The 563-nt window shown below is 64.1% G+C and carries 1 pseudogene; it reads left to right on the forward strand.

Annotated elements, in window-relative coordinates:
- Window positions 1–563 (forward strand): annotated as a pseudogene (locus AC1RQF_RS33325) (hypothetical protein); the annotation flags it as partial.

Here is a 563-nt window from a genome sequence, read left to right on the forward strand (position 1 = left end):
CAGCGGTATCAGCTCGCTGTCGACCAGCGTGAACACGCTGCAAACGAAGACAGACAACCTCGGCAACAGCACGGCGGCGGCACTCGGCGGCGGTGCAGGCTTCGATCCGAGCACCGGCACGATTTCCGCGCCGTCCTATACGACGTACAACGCGAACGGCACGACGACGACCGCCAACAACGTCGGCTCGGCCATCGACAACATCAACAGCCAAGGTATCAAGTACTTCCACGCGAACTCGACCGGTGCCGACAGCATCGCGACCGGCGCTGATGCCGTCGCGATCGGCACGGGCGCCGTCGCGGCCACGAACAATTCCGTCGCGCTCGGCGCGAAATCGGTGACGGCAAACGCAGTCGGCGTATCGAGCGCGACGGTCGGCTCGACCACACTCAACGGCTTCGCGGGCGCGAACCCGACTGGTGTGGTCAGCATCGGCGATGCCGGCGCGGAGCGCCAACTGACCAACGTGGCCGCCGGCCGCATGGACCTGTCCGGGATTTTGTGGGCGGGGCATATCATGAGAGGTAAAAGTCATGGATATGCCGATGCCGAAAAAACGA

It is taken from the genome of Burkholderia sp. GW821-FHT14F03, from assembly GCF_058803765.1.